Genomic DNA, 440 nt, shown 5'->3' with positions numbered 1-440 from the left:
GGGGCCGAGCACCCAGTTGATCATCTGCTCTTGCAGGTGCGCGATCGTCTGGCGCTGGAGGCGGGTCGTCTCCTCGCTCTTGAGATAGGTCTCTGTTGTTGCGACGCTGGCATGGTTCAGGATCGATTGAGCGACGAGAACGTCTCCGCCCGACGCGCGGTAGTGCTCAGTCGCCACGCTTCCACGAAATAACGCCGGCGCAAAGTCTGCGATCGGCTCCCGCAGTTGGTCCGGATGGTCCGTGTTCCACGCGTCGATGCGTTGGTTGGCGCGCTCGATGAATCTGAGGATGGCACGCCTCAGAACGGTGTGTTCGATGACCCCGGTGCGGCTGCGAAGCGATCGGCGCGAATGCTCCTTATGGATGCTGCGCGTCAGGAAGAGTCGATCTTGCTCGCTTGGCGGTGCTGTGGCGATGATCGGTTCTGTCAGCGCCAGCA

1 protein-coding gene is annotated in these 440 nt (G+C 62.0%); it reads right to left on the bottom strand.

Features of this window, described 5'->3' with window-relative positions; all coding sequences use genetic code 11:
- On the bottom strand, positions 1–440 hold a 440-nt coding region (locus tag AACY45_RS28690; RefSeq protein WP_339548854.1), incomplete at both ends, for a hypothetical protein.

It is taken from the genome of Pseudomonas sp. RA_35y_Pfl2_P32 (assembly GCF_963970735.1).
Lineage (GTDB): Bacteria > Pseudomonadota > Gammaproteobacteria > Pseudomonadales > Pseudomonadaceae > Aquipseudomonas.
The sequence above is the reverse complement of the archived record's forward strand: the minus strand, read 5'-3'. Positions and strand labels throughout refer to the sequence as shown.